Source organism: Sphingomonas sp. SP5 (genome assembly GCF_058313455.1).
On sequence record NZ_JBZFLF010000001.1, the window covers coordinates 188,594 to 203,304 of the forward strand.

Consider the following 14,711-nt stretch of genomic DNA (forward strand, 5'->3'; position numbering starts at 1 on the left):
CGTGACCAATTCCGCCCCCGATGGGGCCTTACGGAGAAGGATTGGATGGCTCGCAAGAAGATCGCGCTGATCGGCGCCGGCAACATCGGCGGCACGCTCGCGCACCTCGCGGCGTTGAAGGGCCTCGGCGACATCGTGCTGTTCGACGTGGTCGAGGGCGTGCCGCAGGGCAAGGCGCTGGATCTGTCGCAGTGCGGACCGGTCGAGGGCTTCGATGCGAACATCAAGGGCTCCAACGACTATGCCGATATCGCGGGTGCGGACGTCATCATCGTCACCGCCGGTGTCGCGCGCAAGCCCGGCATGAGCCGCGACGACCTGCTCGGCATCAACCTCAAGGTGATGAAGGCGGTCGGCGAGGGGATCGCCGCCAACGCCCCCGACGCATTCGTCATCTGCATCACCAACCCGCTCGATGCCATGGTCTGGGCGCTGCGTGAATTCTCCGGCCTGCCGCACAACAAGGTCGTCGGCATGGCGGGCGTGCTCGACAGCGCGCGCTTCAGCCACTTCCTGGCCGAGGAGTTCGGCGTGTCGGTGAAGGACGTGAACACCTTCGTGCTCGGCGGCCACGGCGACACGATGGTGCCGGTGCTGGAATATTCGACGGTCAGCGGCATCCCGGTCAGCGACCTGATCGAGATGGGCTTCTCCACGCAGGAGAAGGTCGACGAGATCATCAAGCGCACCCGTGGTGGCGGCGGCGAGATCGTCGCGCTGCTCAAGACCGGCTCGGCCTATTACGCGCCCGCCACCAGCGGCATCGCGATGGCCGAAGCCTATCTGTACGACCAGAAGCGCATCCTGCCGGCCGCCGCGCACCTGTCGGGTGAGTATGGCATCGACAACCTGTACGTCGGCGTGCCGGTCGTGATCGGCGCCAACGGCGTCGAGAAGATCGTCGAGGTCAAGCTGTCCGACGAGGCGAAGGCGAACCTGCAGGTGTCGGTCGACGCGGTCAAGGAACTGCTGGTCGCCTGCAAGGGCATCGACAGCACGCTGAACTAAGGACTTTCGGCACGGGCGGCATCGGACCGTCCGTGCCTCGTTTTGCCCCTCGCCTGCGGCGAGGGTGTTTCCATTTCAGGAGCCCGCATGAGCATCCTCGTCAACAAGAACACCAAGGTCATCACCCAGGGCATGACCGGTGAAACCGGCAGCTTCCACACCAAGGCGGCGCTGGATTACGGCACGCAGATGGTCGGCGGCGTGACGCCGGGCAAGGGCGGCAGCGAGCACCTCGGCCTGCCGGTGTTCAACACGGTTGCCGAAGCCAAGTCGAAGACCGGCGCCGATGCCTCGGTGATCTACGTGCCGCCCCCCTTCGCCGCGGATTCGATCCTGGAAGCGATCGACGCCGAGATCCCGCTGATCGTCGCGATCACCGAAGGCATTCCGGTGCTCGACATGGTCAGGGTGAAGCGCGCCCTCTCGGGTTCGAAGTCGCGTCTGATCGGGCCGAACTGCCCGGGCGTGCTGACGCCGGGCGAGTGCAAGATCGGCATCATGCCGGGCTCGATCTTCAAGAAGGGCTCCGTCGGCGTCGTGTCGCGCTCGGGTACGCTGACCTATGAGGCGGTGTTCCAGACTTCGAGCGCAGGGCTCGGCCAGACCACCGCGGTCGGCATCGGCGGCGATCCGGTCAACGGCACCAACTTCATCGACGTGCTGGAACTGTTCCTCGCCGACGACGAAACCCAGTCGATCATCATGATCGGCGAAATCGGCGGCGATGCGGAAGAGCAGGCGGCGCAATTCCTGATCGACGAGGCGAAGCGCGGTCGCAAGAAGCCGATGGCGGGCTTCATCGCCGGCCGTACCGCGCCTCCCGGACGCCGCATGGGCCACGCCGGCGCGATCGTGTCGGGCGGCAAGGGCGATGCCGAGAGCAAGATCGCGGCGATGGAAGCCGCCGGCATCAAGGTTGCAGCCAGCCCTTCGGAGCTGGGTTCGACCCTGCTCCAGGTGCTGAACGGCTAACGCATATCTCCCTCTCCCACCGGGAGAGGGAGGAAGCCGTCCGCAGGACGGCGGAAGGGTGAGGGTGTCGCGCCACGCTCACCCTCATCCTCCCACCCGCTGACGCGGGCGGGCCCCTCCGTCTCCCGATGGGAGAAGGGTATAGGACAAAGACCATGGGCTACGAAGGTCAGGATTTCAGCGACATCGCCGCAGGCGTCAGCCCGGCGTTCATCGAAGCGCTCTACGCCAGATACCAGGCTGACCAGTCGTCGGTCGACCTCGGCTGGCGCAGCTTCTTCGAAGGCCTTGAGGCCGGCACGGGTGGCCCGAGCTGGACCAACAAGCGCTGGCCGCTAACGACGACCGACGACCTGACTGCCGGGCTTGATCCGACCCAGATGGAGCCCGCGCCCAAGCCTGCCAAGGGTGGCGGCAAGCCCGCGCCCGCAGCCGGCGCCGCACCGTCCAAGGAGGATATCATCAAGGCGGCGGGCGACGCGATCCGCGCGCAGCTGCTGGTCCGCACCTATCGCGTCCGCGGCCACCTCGCCGCCAATCTCGATCCGCTCGGCCTGTCGCACCGCGACATGCCCGAGGATCTGCGCACCGAATATCATGGCTTCACCGACGCCGATATCGATCGTCCGGTCTACCTCGGCGGTACGCTGGGCTTCGAATGGGCGACCGTGCGCGAGCTCGTCGACACGCTGCGTCGCAACTATTGCGGCAATGTCGGCCTCGAATACATGCACATCGTCGATGTCGAGGAGCGCCGCTTCCTGCAGGACCGCATGGAGGGCAAGGACAAGGCGATCGAGTTCAGCACCGACGGCAAGCGCGCGATCCTCAGCAAGGTCATCGAGGCCGAGCAGTGGGAGAAGTTCCTCGGCAAGAAATACGTCGGGACGAAGCGCTTCGGCCTCGACGGCGGCGAGAGCATGATCCCGGCGCTCGAAAGCGTCATCAAGTACGGCGGTCAGGCCGGCGTGCGCGAGATCGTGTACGGCATGGCACACCGCGGCCGGCTGAACGTGCTCGCCAACGTCATGGCGAAGCCGCTGCGCGTTATCTTCCACGAATTCGCCGGCGGCTCGGCGCAGCCCGACGAGATCGGCGGCTCGGGCGACGTGAAGTATCACCTCGGCACCTCCACCGACCGCGAGTTCGACGGGCACAAGGTGCACATGAGCCTGGTCGCCAATCCGTCACACCTCGAGGCCGCCGACCCGGTGGTGCTCGGCAAGACGCGCGCGATCCAGACCATCGCCAACGACCTCAAGGAACACACCGGCGCGCTGCCCGTGCTGATCCACGGCGACGCGGCGTTCGCGGGGCAGGGGATCGTGTGGGAATGCCTCGGTTTCTCCGGCATCCGCGGCTACAATACCGGCGGCTGCGTCCACTTTATTATCAACAACCAGGTGGGCTTCACCACCAGCCCGCAGTTCGCCCGTTCCTCGCCCTATCCCTCGGATGTGGCGAAGGGGGTGCAGGCGCCCGTCTTCCACGTCAACGGTGACGATCCCGAGGCGGTGACCTTCGCCACCAAGATGGCGATCGAGTTCCGCCAGAAGTTCCATCGCGACATCGTGATCGACATGTGGTGCTATCGCCGCTTCGGCCACAATGAGGGCGACGAGCCGGGCTTCACCCAGCCGCTGATGTACAACAAGATCCGCCAGCACCCCGGTGTCAGCGAAATCTACGGCAAGCGCCTGATCCAGGAAGGCGTCGTCGACCAGGCGTGGATCGATGAAAAGGTGCATCAGTTCACGACGCTGCTCGAAGGCGAGTTCGAGGCGGGGGCGGGCTACAAGCCCAACAAGGCGGATTGGTTCGCCGGCCGCTGGACCGGCCTGTCCGCGCCGACCGATGGCGGCAGCGAGCGCCGCAATGTCGAGACCGGCATCGAACTCAAGCTGTTCGACGCACTCGGCCGGACGCTGACGACGGTGCCGGAGGGCATCCAGATCCACAAGACGCTCGCCCGCGTGCTCGATGCCAAGCGCCAGATGTTCAAGTCGGGTGCAAATTTCGACTGGGCGACCGGCGAGGCGCTGGCCTTCGGTTCGCTGCTGTCGGAGGGCTATGGCGTCCGCCTGTCGGGGCAGGATTCCGGGCGCGGCACGTTCAGCCAGCGCCATGCCGTGTGGGTCGACCAGACCGACGAGCACAAGTACGTGCCGCTGACCACGGTCGAACATGGCCGGTTCGAGGTGCTCGACAGCCCGCTGTCGGAATATGGCGTGCTCGGCTTCGAATATGGCTATGCGCTCGCCGACCCCAAGACGCTGGTGATGTGGGAGGCGCAGTTCGGCGATTTCGTCAACGGCGCGCAGATCATGATCGACCAGTTCATCGCCAGCGGCGAGGCCAAGTGGCTGCGCGCCAATGGCCTGGTGATGCTGCTGCCGCACGGCTACGAAGGGCAGGGGCCCGAGCATAGCTCGGCGCGCCCCGAGCGCTTCCTGCAACTGTGCGCGCAGGACAATATCCAGGTCGCGAACTGCACGACGCCGGCGAACTATTTCCACCTGCTGCGCCGGCAGATGCACCGCAACTTCCGTAAACCCCTGATCGTGATGACGCCCAAGTCGCTGCTCCGCCATAAGCTGGCGGTGTCGGCCGCGGCGGATTTCCAGGGCGATAGCCACTTCAAGCGCATCCTCTCCGACACCAACGGCGCGGCGGATGCGGACACTAGGCGGCTGGTGCTGTGCACCGGCAAGGTCGCCTACGACCTGATCGAGGCGCGCAACGCGGCAGGCGACACCGATACGCAGATCGTGCGGATCGAGCAGCTCTATCCGTTCCCCGGCGATGCACTCGCCCGCCGGATCGCACGCATGCCCAACCTCACCGACGTGGTGTGGGCGCAGGAAGAGCCGAAGAACAACGGCTATTGGTTCTTCGTCGAGCCGCTGATCGAGGAATCGCTCGATGCGGCGAACTGCGCGGTCAAACGGGCGCGCTATGCCGGCCGTGCCGCCGCCGCTTCGCCTGCCACCGGCCTGATGAAGCGGCACACCGCCGAACAGGGTGCGCTGGTCGCCGACGCGCTCGGTCACAATGTCCGCGAGGAGATCCGCCGCACCCGCAGCGAAGGCTCCACCACCACCGCGCGGCCGACCCAGGCCCCGAGCAGCTAACCCACTTTCCCCGTCGAAGACCCCGCCTCCCCGGGGAGAAGGATGCAAGAGATGGCAACCGAAGTCACCGTTCCCGTTCTGGGCGAATCGATCACCGAAGCCACCGTCGGCGAATGGCTGAAGAAGCCGGGCGACGCGGTGAAGGCGGATGAGCCGATCGCCAGCCTCGAAACCGACAAGGTGTCGGTCGAGGTGCCGTCGCCGGTGGCCGGCGTGATGGGCCAATATGCCGTGCAGGTCGGCGATACGGTGCAGGTCGGCGCGATGCTCGCGACGATCGAGGCGGGTGACGGATCGGCCGCCGCCCCCACGCCGACGCCGACGCCGGCTCCCGCGGCCACTCCTGCGCCTGCCCCAGCCCCCGCTCCGGCGCCGCAGCCGGACGCGAACAGCGATTCGCCCGCCGCGCTCTCTCCGTCGGTGCGCCGCGCGGTGCTGGAATACGGCCTCGATCCGGCGTCGATCACCGGCACCGGCAAGGACGGCCGCATCACCAAGGAAGACGTCGCCGCCGCTGCCGCCGCCAAGCCGGCCGCGAGCGCGCAGGCACCGACGGCTGCCCCTGCGGCAGCGACGGCGCCTGCCGCCGGCCGCAAGGAAGAGCGCGTCAAGATGACGCGCCTGCGCCAGACGATCGCCAAGCGCCTCAAGGAAGCGCAGAACACCGCCGCGATGCTGACGACGTTCAACGACGTCGACATGACCGCGGTGATCGAGGCGCGCGCCAAGTACAAGGACCTGTTCGAGAAGAAGCACGGCGTCCGCCTCGGCTTCATGGGCTTCTTCGTGAAGGCCGCGACCATGGCGCTGAAGGACATCCCGTCGGTCAATGCCTCGATCGAGGGCGACGAGATCGTCTACCACGATTACGCCGACATCTCGGTCGCGGTCAGCGCGCCCAACGGGCTGGTCGTCCCCGTTATCCGCGACGCGCAGGACCTGTCGGTCGCCGGCATCGAAAAGACGATCGGCGATTTCGGTCGTCGCGCCAAGGACGGCACGCTGAAGATGGACGAGATGAAGGGCGGCACCTTCACCATCTCCAACGGCGGCGTGTTCGGCAGCCTGATGTCGACCCCGATCATCAACCCGCCGCAGTCCGCGGTGCTCGGTCTTCACCGCATCGAGGATCGCCCGGTGGTGGTGAACGGCCAGGTCGTGGTGCGTCCGATGATGTACCTCGCGCTCTCCTACGATCACCGCCTGATCGACGGCCGCGAGGCGGTGACCTTCCTCGTCGCGCTCAAGAATGCAATCGAGGACCCGACGCGCATCCTGATCGACCTGTAACCGCGCGCACGCTGCACCTATCTTCCGTTCGGGCCGAGCCTGTCGAAGCCCTGTCTTCTTGAACGGTTGTTGAAAGAAGAACGGCCCTTCGACAGGCTCAGGGCGAACGGAGTTGGTGATGGCAGACTACGACTATGATGTCCTCGTGATCGGGGCCGGCCCCGGCGGCTATGTCGCGGCCATCCGCGCAGCGCAGCTTGGCCTCAAGACCGCCTGTGCGGAAAGCCGCGAGACGCTGGGCGGCACCTGCCTCAACGTCGGCTGCATTCCATCCAAGGCGATGCTGCACGCGTCGGAATATTTCGAAGGCGTCGCGGGCGGTGCCTTCGCGAAGCTGGGCATCAAGGCGACCGGCGTCGAGCTCGATCTCGAGGCGATGCACGGCCAGCGCCGCGACGCGGTGAAGCAGCTGACCGGCGGCATCGAATATCTGTTCAAGAAGAACAAGGTCACCTGGCTGAAGGGCCGCGCCAGCTTCACCGGCAAGGACAGTGTCGAGGTTGCCGGCCAGACGGTTCGCGCCAAGAACATCGTCATCGCCACGGGTTCGTCGGTCACGCCGTTGCCGGGTGTCGAGGTCGACCAGAAGGTCGTCGTCGACAGCACCGGTGCGCTCGAACTGGCGAAGGTGCCGCAGCATCTGGTGGTCATCGGCGGCGGCGTCATCGGGCTGGAACTCGGCAGCGTCTGGCGGCGCCTGGGCGCCAAGGTGACGGTGGTCGAATATCTCGATCAGATCCTGCCCGGCTTCGATGGTGACGTGCGCAAGGAAGCGCAGAAGATCTTCAAGAAGCAGGGTATCGACTTCAAGCTGTCGACCAAGGTCACCGGCGTCGCCGTCAAGGGCGATGCGGCGACGCTGACGGTCGAGCCCGCCGCCGGTGGCGCGGCCGAGACGATCGAGGCGGATGTCGTGCTGCTCGCCATCGGCCGCAAGCCCAATACCGACGGCCTCAATCTCGAAGCGGCCGGCCTGTCGGTCAATGCCCGCGGGCAGGTGGATATCGATCACGACTTCGCCACCGGCGTGCCCGGTATCTGGGCGATCGGCGACGTCGCGCCCGGCCTGATGCTCGCGCACAAGGCCGAGGACGAAGGCATCGCGGTCGCCGAGAACATCGCCGGCCTCACCGGCATCGTGAACCACGACATCATTCCAAGCGTCGTCTACACCATGCCCGAATTCGCCGGTGTCGGCCTGACCGAAGAGGCCGCGAAGGCCAGGGGTGAGGTGAAGGTCGGCAAGTTCCCGATGATGGCGAACAGCCGCGCCAAGACCAACCACGAGCCCGACGGCTTCGTGAAGATCATCGCGGATGCCAAGACCGACCGCGTGCTCGGCGTGTGGGCGATCGCCAGCGTCGCCGGCACGATGATCGCGCAGGCGGCGCAGGCGATGGAGTTCGGCGCGACCAGCGAGGATATCGCCTACACCTGCCACGCCCATCCGACCCATTCGGAGGCGATCAAGGAAGCCGCGATGGCGGTGACGGGCAAGCCGATCCACATCTGATGACGGCGCGCGCGATCCCCGATCGCGCCGCGCTGGAGGCCGAATGGCTGATGCTGACCCGCGAGACCTTGCCCGGTCTTGCGGGTCTTCGTTCGTGGCCGGTGCATGCGGATCATTGCTTCCAGCGGATTCTTTTCGACGCCGCGGCAGGAGGCGTCTGGTATGATGCCGTGGCGGAGCGCCCGGCCTATCGCTTCATCGCGCTCGATGTGCTGGAACGGGCAGTGACGCTGGGCCGGGCAGTGGCCGCGGGCGACGCCGATCTGGTCGCGCTGAACCGTCGGTCGCTTGCATGGCGATGGGCGCGGAAGCGGGCGTGAACGGTCGGGAACGCCGCAATATTCCGTAACATAGCTGGAGCCTCTGCCCCATCCACACGTTGCGGGGGGTAAGGGAGAACCGTCACCGCGGCTCCCGAAAGGGATCGATGACCTGCCTGAAGCCGTTGCCATGTTGAAACCCGCCGCCTGCGTTGCAGCGGTGCTTGCCTGCGCAGGATGTGCGCCGGCGCTGCTCGACCCCGCCGGCCCCGTCGCGGCCGGGGAAAAGACGCTGCTTATCAACTCGCTGGCGGTGATGCTCGGTATCGTGGTGCCGGTGATCGTCGCGACCGCCGTATTCGCCTGGTGGTTCCGCGCATCGAACCGCAGGGCCAGGCACCTGCCCGAATGGTCCTATTCGGGAAAGCTCGAACTGCTCGTCTGGTCAGTGCCGTTGCTGGTCATCATCTTCCTCGGCGGCATGGGGTGGATCGCCAGTCATCAGCTCGATCCGCAACGCCCGATCGCCTCCAGGCAGCGCCCGATCACCATCCAGGTCATCGCGCTCGATTGGAAATGGCTCTTCGTCTACCCGGAGCAGGGGATCGCCAGCGTCAATCGCCTCGTCATCCCGGCGGGTACGCCGGTCGAATTCCACATCACGTCGGCCACCGTCATGAACAGCTTCTTCGTGCCGCAACTGGGCAGCCAGATCTACGCCATGGCGGGGATGGAGGCGAAGCTTCACCTGATGGCCGACCGGCCAGGCCGCTTCCACGGCCTGTCCGCCCATTACAGTGGCGAGGGATTTTCCGACATGGACTTCGTGGTCGATGCCGTGCCGCCGCAGCGCTTCCAGACCTGGGTGGCCGACACTCGTGGGCAGGGGCCCGCGCTGAACGGGCAGACCTATCTCGCGCTGGCCAGGCAGAAGGGCAATCTCGCCCCCTTCACCTATGGCAGCGTGCCGCCCGGCTTCTTCGCCGCCGCCGTCCGGCAGGCGGGCGCACCGGTGCATGAGGTCGACAACGGCGGGCGGGAGGGCTGATACGGATGTTCGGCAAGCTCACCCTCCATTCCATCCCCTGGGATCAACCGATACCGCTGATCGCCGCCGGCATCGTCGGCACCGCCCTGCTGGCGGTGCTGATCTGGACGTGGCGTGCGGGGCACATCCCCTATCTGTGGCGGGAATGGATCACCTCGGTCGATCACAAGCGCATCGGCGTGATGTATTGCATCTTCGCGCTCGTGATGCTGGTCCGCGGCTTCGTCGATGCCGCGATGATGCGCAGCCAGCAGGCGATCGCCTACGGCAATGGCGGCTATCTGCCGCCTGAACATTACGATCAGATCTTTTCCGCGCACGGCACGATCATGATCTTCTTCGTGGCGATGCCGTTCGTCATCGGCATCATGAACTTCGTCGTGCCGCTGCAACTGGGCGTGCGCGATGTCGCCTTCCCGACGCTCAACAACGTCAGTTTCTGGCTGACCGCGAGCGGGGCGCTGCTCGTCAACGTCAGCCTGGTCGTCGGCGAATTCGCGAAGACCGGCTGGCTGGCCTATCCGCCGCTGTCGGAGCTGCGCTTCTCACCGGGCGTCGGCGTCGATTACTATCTCTGGGCGCTGCAGATATCCGGCGTCGGCACGCTGCTCGCCGGCGTCAATCTCGTCACCACCATCCTCAAGATGCGGGCACCGGGGATGGGATATACGCGGATGCCGATGTTCTGCTGGACGGCGCTCGCCTCCAACCTGCTGATCGTCGCGGCGTTTCCGATTCTCACCGCGACCTTCGCGATGCTGCTGCTCGATCGCTATCTCGGCTTCCACTTCTTCACCAACGATGCGGGCGGCAACCAGATGATGTTCGTCAACCTCATCTGGGCGTGGGGGCATCCGGAGGTCTACATCCTGATCCTCCCGGCGTTCGGCATCTTCAGCGAAGTGGTGTCGACCTTCTCGGGCAAGCCGCTGTTCGGCTACCGGTCGATGATCGTCGCGACGATGGTCATCTGCATCCTTTCCTTCATGGTCTGGCTGCATCATTTCTTCACCATGGGGGCTGGCGCCGACGTCAACGGCTTCTTCGGCGTCACGACGATGATTATCGCGGTGCCGACCGGCGTGAAGGTCTTCAACTGGCTGTTCACCATGTACGGCGGCCGCATCCGCTTCCACGTGCCGATGATGTGGGCGGTGGCGTTCATGATGACCTTCGTCATCGGCGGCATGACCGGCGTGCTGCTCGCGGTGCCGCCTGCCGATTTCGTGCTGCACAATTCGCTGTTCCTCGTCGCGCATTTTCACAATGTCATCATCGGTGGCGTGCTGTTCGGATCGTTCGCGGCGTACAATTACTGGTTCCCCAAGGCGTTCGGCTTCTGCCTCGACGAATGGTGGGGAAGGGTGGCGTTCTGGCTGTGGGTGGTCGGCTTCTACGTCGCATTCATGCCGCTCTACGTTCTCGGGCTGATGGGCATGACGCGGCGGATGCAGCACTACGACGTGCCCGGCTGGCACCCCTGGCTGATCCTCGCCGCCGTCGGTGCGGTGCTGATCGCCGGCGGGATCGCGGCACAGGCGATGCAGCTCTACGTCTCGATCCGGCGGCGCAAGGACCTTGCCGATACCAGCGGCGATCCGTGGGACGGGCGCAGTCTCGAATGGATCACCACCTCGCCGCCGCCGCCGTTCAACTTCGCGGCACTGCCCAACGTCACCGGCGAGGAAGCCTATTGGGGCATCAAGGGGCAAGCGCGGGAGAACAACGAGCTGTCGGAAAAGCCGAAGTACGAGGCGTTCCACATGCCGCGCAACTCGCCCACGGGTTTCGTCACCGCCTTCTTCACCACCGCACTGGGCTTTGCCGCCGTGTGGCATATCTGGTGGCTGTTCGTGCTCGGCTTCTTGGGCGCCTGGGCGACCTTCGTCGTGTTTGCGTGGCGTGACGAGAACGAGATCGAGGTGACCGCCGCCGAAGCGGAAAGGCTCGACCGCGCGCGCCGCGACGCCAAGGCGGCGCTGCTCGGCATCCCGGCGGACCAGCCGGCATGAGCGGCGATCCCCACCGGCTCGGCCGCGGCGAGGTCGCCCCCAGCGAGCGCGGCCCTGCGCCCAAGCGGATCGTCGTCGCCTATGGCTTCTGGATCTTCCTGCTCACCGATTTCATCATGTTCTCGGGCTTCTTCGCCGCGTACGCCGTGCTTGCGAAGGCGACCGCAGGCGGCCCGGCGGCGCGCGACATCGTCGAATTGCCGCTGGTCGGAGCCGAGACGGCGCTGCTGCTCGCCTCCAGCTTCGCCTGCGGCATGGCCGGCATCGCCACCGCGGCCAAGAACCGCCGATGGTTCCAGGTCGCGATGGCGGTCACCGCCTTGCTCGGTGCCGGCTTCCTCGCGCTGGAGGCCTACGAGTTCCTGACGCTGATCGGCGAGGGGCATGGGCCGCAGCGCAGCGCCTTCCTCTCGGCGTTCTTCGCGCTGGTCGGCTGCCACGGCGTCCACGTCACGCTCGGCCTGTTGTGGCTGACGACGATGATGGCGCAGGTCCAGGCCAAAGGCTTCCGCGAGGAGATCGTCCGCCGCATCGCCTGCTTCAGCCTGTTCTGGCACGCGCTCGACATCATCTGGGTGGCGCTGTTCACCACCGTCTATCTGCTGGGGGTCGCAGGATGAGCGACGATACCGAACTCGACGACGATCGCGCCCCCGGCGAAGGCGGTGGCAAGGCGCAGGACATCCGCAGCCAGGTGCTCACCTATGTCGCGGGGTTCGTCCTCGCCGCGATCCTGACGGTCGCCTCGTTCGTGGTGGTCGGCAGCGGCGCAATCTACGGCCCGGCGATCCCCGTCGCGCTGGTGGCGCTGGCGATCGCGCAGATGGGCGTCCACCTCGTCTTCTTCCTCCACGTCACCAGCGGGCCGGACAATACCAACAACGTGCTGGCGCTCGCGTTCGGCGTGCTGATCGTCGGGCTCGTGCTGGTCGGCTCGATCTGGATCATGGCGCACCTCGACCATAACCTGATGCCCGCCGGCATGCCGCCGATGTGAGGCGCGCTACAGCCCTTCGCCCGCCACCCATTGCGCGTGGCTGAGGCGGCGGGCGAGCGTCCAGTTCTGCTGGCGGATATCGGGCACCGCCACCACCTCCCACAGGTCGCCGCGGGTCATCGGCCCGATGCAATAGAGATGGTCGTCGCTCGTCCCGTCGGCGCCGATCACCCGCGATTGCTGGTCGACATCGAGCCCGATACGCAAACCGTCCGGCCGGATCGTGCCGTCGGCGAGCAGCTGGCGGATCAGCGGCTCCGACGAGCGCAGCAGGTCGCCCTGCGGCCCCGTGCAATTGACGATCCGCGCCGCATGCGTGACGACCTGCGCCGCGCCGCCACGCGGTCGCCAGCACAGGTCGACGCCGCCTTGCGCCACCTGCGCCTCCACCAGCTTGCCTGCCGCGAAATGCAACCGCCCTGCATCGACTAGCGCCGCGATCCGGTCGGCGACCGCGGTCGCCAGCCGGTGACGATGCACGTCCCAATACGGGCGAAGATGCCGGAGGAAGCGGGCCCGCGTCGCCTGATCCGCGCCGCCCCACAGCATCTGCGTCACCGGTCGCAGCTCGTCCACCGCGCCGCGCCAGCCGATCGCGTCGGCGCGCGTACGGGTATGCGCGACGAGCGCCGACAGGCTGCCCGCCGGCTTCTCGCGCAACCCCGCCGGCGCCGCGCCGTCCGCGTGCCGGCGCGGCGACAGCCCCCGGCGGGAGATCGCCAGCATCCGCCCGCGAAAGCCCGCGCTATCCAGCGTCAGCGCGACGTCGATCGCGGTGAGGCCGCTGCCGACCAGCACGACCGTGTCGTCCGCGCCCAGCCCCGCCGCAACGTCCCCCGCCCATGGGTCGGCGGCATAGATGTCGGCCGGCAATGCATCGGGGTCGAGCCCGCCCGGCGTATGCGGCGGCAGGTTGCCGAGCGCCAGGACCGCCGTCGTCGCGGCGATCCGCTGCCCGTCCGCCAGCCGCAGCGCATATCCGCCCGCGTCCCGTTCCAGCGCCACCGCCTCGCCCTCCACCAACGTCAGCCGGGGGCCGTGCGCCGCCCGCGCCTCCTCCAGCATCTCGCCAAGATAGGCGCCATAGACCCGCCGCGGCACGAAGGTACGGGGGCCGCCCAGATCGTGCCGCTCCAGCCAGCGGACGAAATGGCCGGGGTCGTCGGGAATCGCGCTCATGTTGCCGGCCCGCACGTTCAGCAGATGTTCGGCGTGCGCGGTACCATAGGCGACGCCGCGCGCGATCTGGCCCTCGCGGCGCTCGATCAGCGTCGCGCGCGGCCCCTGGTGGCGCATCAGGTTGATCGCCAGCAGGGTGCCCGAAAAGCCGCCGCCGACGATCGCGACATGCTCGTCACCCGTCATGCGTCCGTCTCCATGCCGATGCCGCCTGTCATCCGCTGCGCCCCTGTGCCATGCCGCCGGAATGACGACGATCCGCCTATCCGACCAACCGCGTGCCCTCGGCAAGAGCGGCCTCACCATTTCACCGATCGCCTGGGGCATGTGGCGCCTCGCCGGCGACGACGTGCCCCACACCCGCGCGCTGATCGACGCGGCACTCGGTGCGGGGATCACGACGTTCGATACCGCCGACATCTACGGCTTCGATTCGCCGGGCGGCTTCGGCTCGGCCGAAACGCTGTTCGGCCGCGCGCTGGCCGAGGATCGCGGTCTGCGCGACCGGATGGTGATCGCGACCAAGGGCGGCATCCGCCCCGGCATCCCCTACAATTCGGGCGCCGACTATCTCGCGAGCGCGCTCGACAATTCGCTTGCCCGCATGGGGATCGACCATGTCGATCTGTACCAGGTTCACCGGCGCGATGTCCTCACCCATCCGCACGAGGTGGCGGGGGCGCTCGCGGCCATGGTCGACAGCGGCAAGGTGCGCGCGATCGGGGTGTCCAACTACAGCGTGGCGGAGTTCGAGACGCTGCAGGCGTTTCTGGACGTGCCGATCGTCAGCACCCAGCCGGAGTTTTCCCCGCTCCATACCGCGCCGCTGTTCGACGGCGTGCTGGACCATGCCATGCGCCACGCTGTCGCGGTGCTCGCCTGGTCGCCGCTGGGTGGCGGGCGGCTGGCGAGCGGCCAGCATCCTGCCGCACGGCTGCTCGCCGAGCATGGCGCCGCATTCGGGATCGATGCCGCCACGGCCGCGCTGGCCTGGGCGATGGCTCATCCTGCCGGGATCGTGCCGATCGTCGGATCGCAAACGGCGGAACGGATCGCCGCCGCAGCCGGGGCATTGCGCGTCACATGGACGCGCACGCAATGGTATGCGGTGCTGGAGGCGGGCATGGGCAGCCGGCTGCCCTGATCGGCCGGCGACCCGCCCGCCCGAGCGACTGCCGCCTTACGGCTGATCGACATTCAGAATGAAGGACCCTCTTCATCCTCCCCCTGGCAGGCAGGGCTATCGCATATCGCCAGGACGGCTGCTGGGCTCGGGTGAAGGGGCATGCTACCCCAATACC

Annotated in this window: 12 protein-coding genes; 11 read left to right on the forward strand and 1 reads right to left on the reverse strand. The window is 67.0% G+C overall.

Annotation, left to right across the window (positions count from 1 at the left end; all coding sequences use genetic code 11):
- Positions 1-45: 45 nt before the first annotated feature.
- From mdh to cyoD, 10 genes are all read left to right on the forward strand, one after another.
- Positions 46-1,008, forward strand: coding sequence for a malate dehydrogenase (gene mdh, locus AC4GY7_RS00835; protein WP_491111487.1), 963 nt, complete (start codon positions 46-48; stop codon positions 1,006-1,008).
- An 87-nt stretch (positions 1,009-1,095) separates the two neighbouring features.
- Positions 1,096-1,980: a succinate--CoA ligase subunit alpha gene (gene sucD / locus AC4GY7_RS00840; RefSeq protein WP_491111489.1), complete on the forward strand. Its 885-nt coding sequence runs from the start codon at positions 1,096-1,098 to the stop codon at positions 1,978-1,980.
- Between the two features lie 155 nt (positions 1,981-2,135).
- Positions 2,136-5,111 carry a 2-oxoglutarate dehydrogenase E1 component gene (locus tag AC4GY7_RS00845; RefSeq protein WP_491111491.1) on the forward strand — a complete coding sequence of 992 codons (2,976 nt, stop codon included), beginning with the start codon at positions 2,136-2,138 and terminating at the stop codon, positions 5,109-5,111.
- 51 nt (positions 5,112-5,162) lie between these two features.
- On the forward strand, positions 5,163-6,401 hold the full coding sequence (gene odhB, locus AC4GY7_RS00850; RefSeq protein WP_491111493.1) for a 2-oxoglutarate dehydrogenase complex dihydrolipoyllysine-residue succinyltransferase: 1,239 nt from the start codon (positions 5,163-5,165) through the stop codon (positions 6,399-6,401).
- Positions 6,402-6,519: 118 nt separating this feature from the next.
- Positions 6,520-7,914 carry a dihydrolipoyl dehydrogenase gene (gene lpdA, locus AC4GY7_RS00855; RefSeq protein ID WP_491111495.1) on the forward strand — a complete coding sequence of 465 codons (1,395 nt, stop codon included), beginning with the start codon at positions 6,520-6,522 and terminating at the stop codon, positions 7,912-7,914.
- A complete protein-coding gene (locus tag AC4GY7_RS00860) occupies positions 7,914-8,234 on the forward strand; it encodes a GCN5-related N-acetyltransferase (protein ID WP_491111497.1) in 321 nt (106 codons plus the stop codon). Before lpdA ends, AC4GY7_RS00860 begins: the two co-directional genes overlap by 1 nt.
- A gap of 130 nt (positions 8,235-8,364) precedes the next feature.
- The gene (gene cyoA, locus AC4GY7_RS00865) at positions 8,365-9,222 is read left to right on the forward strand and encodes a ubiquinol oxidase subunit II (RefSeq protein WP_491111498.1); all 858 of its coding nucleotides are present in this window, start codon (positions 8,365-8,367) and stop codon (positions 9,220-9,222) included.
- A 5-nt stretch (positions 9,223-9,227) separates the two neighbouring features.
- A complete protein-coding gene (cyoB, locus tag AC4GY7_RS00870) occupies positions 9,228-11,234 on the forward strand; it encodes a cytochrome o ubiquinol oxidase subunit I (protein ID WP_491111500.1) in 2,007 nt (668 codons plus the stop codon).
- Positions 11,231-11,854 carry a cytochrome o ubiquinol oxidase subunit III gene (gene cyoC / locus AC4GY7_RS00875; RefSeq protein ID WP_491111502.1) on the forward strand — a complete coding sequence of 208 codons (624 nt, stop codon included), beginning with the start codon at positions 11,231-11,233 and terminating at the stop codon, positions 11,852-11,854. The genes cyoB and cyoC overlap by 4 nt, the downstream gene beginning before the upstream one ends.
- Entirely contained in the window at positions 11,851-12,231 is a 381-nt protein-coding gene (gene cyoD / locus AC4GY7_RS00880) for a cytochrome o ubiquinol oxidase subunit IV (RefSeq protein WP_491111504.1), read from the forward strand. Before cyoC ends, cyoD begins: the two co-directional genes overlap by 4 nt.
- A 6-nt stretch (positions 12,232-12,237) precedes the next feature.
- Here cyoD and AC4GY7_RS00885 read toward each other — a convergent pair whose 3' ends face one another.
- The gene (locus tag AC4GY7_RS00885) at positions 12,238-13,596 is read right to left on the reverse strand and encodes an FAD/NAD(P)-binding protein (RefSeq protein WP_491111506.1); all 1,359 of its coding nucleotides are present in this window, start codon (positions 13,594-13,596) and stop codon (positions 12,238-12,240) included.
- Between the two features lie 61 nt (positions 13,597-13,657).
- Here AC4GY7_RS00885 and AC4GY7_RS00890 point away from each other — a divergent pair, with 61 nt between their 5' ends.
- Entirely contained in the window at positions 13,658-14,554 is an 897-nt protein-coding gene (locus AC4GY7_RS00890; RefSeq protein ID WP_491111508.1) for an aldo/keto reductase, read from the forward strand.
- The last annotated feature ends 157 nt before the right edge of the window (positions 14,555-14,711 follow it).